The sequence below is a fragment of the Bradyrhizobium sp. WSM4874 genome (assembly GCF_055811835.1).
Genome location: NZ_JBVVPR010000230.1, coordinates 1 through 386 on the forward strand (window position 1 = coordinate 1; position 386 = coordinate 386).

Annotated in this window: 1 pseudogene; it reads right to left on the reverse strand. The window is 67.4% G+C overall.

What is annotated here, in order from left to right:
* Positions 1-386: pseudogene (locus tag AC0L3P_RS40155) on the reverse strand (IS5/IS1182 family transposase); the annotation flags it as partial.

Below are 386 nucleotides of genomic sequence, written 5' to 3' on the forward strand. Positions count from 1 at the left end.
AGCTTCCAGCCGCGCTGGCGCTGCTGCTGCGAGCGGATTTGCACGGCCCGGCCAAGCGGGAGGGCGAATGCCTCCTCCAGTGCCGGCTGGCCCTCGATCTTGCGGCGGATGTCGCGGATGATGCGGCCGAGCCGGCTGCGCAGAATGCGCAACTGCCGCTGATGCCGGCTGAACTGTTTGGCATGGGCGTAGCGGCCCGCCATCATCGCGGCGGCCTTGGCCACACGAGAATAGGATTGCCGCAGCCTGACGGCGTGCCTTCTCGCCAGGCGGTTGAGCCCCTTGATAGCCGCATGAAGCAGCTTGGCATCGGTCGGAAAGGTGATGGCCTTCGGCTGCACCGTGGTGTCGACGGTGACGCGCTTGAGGTCCTGGCCGCGTAACGC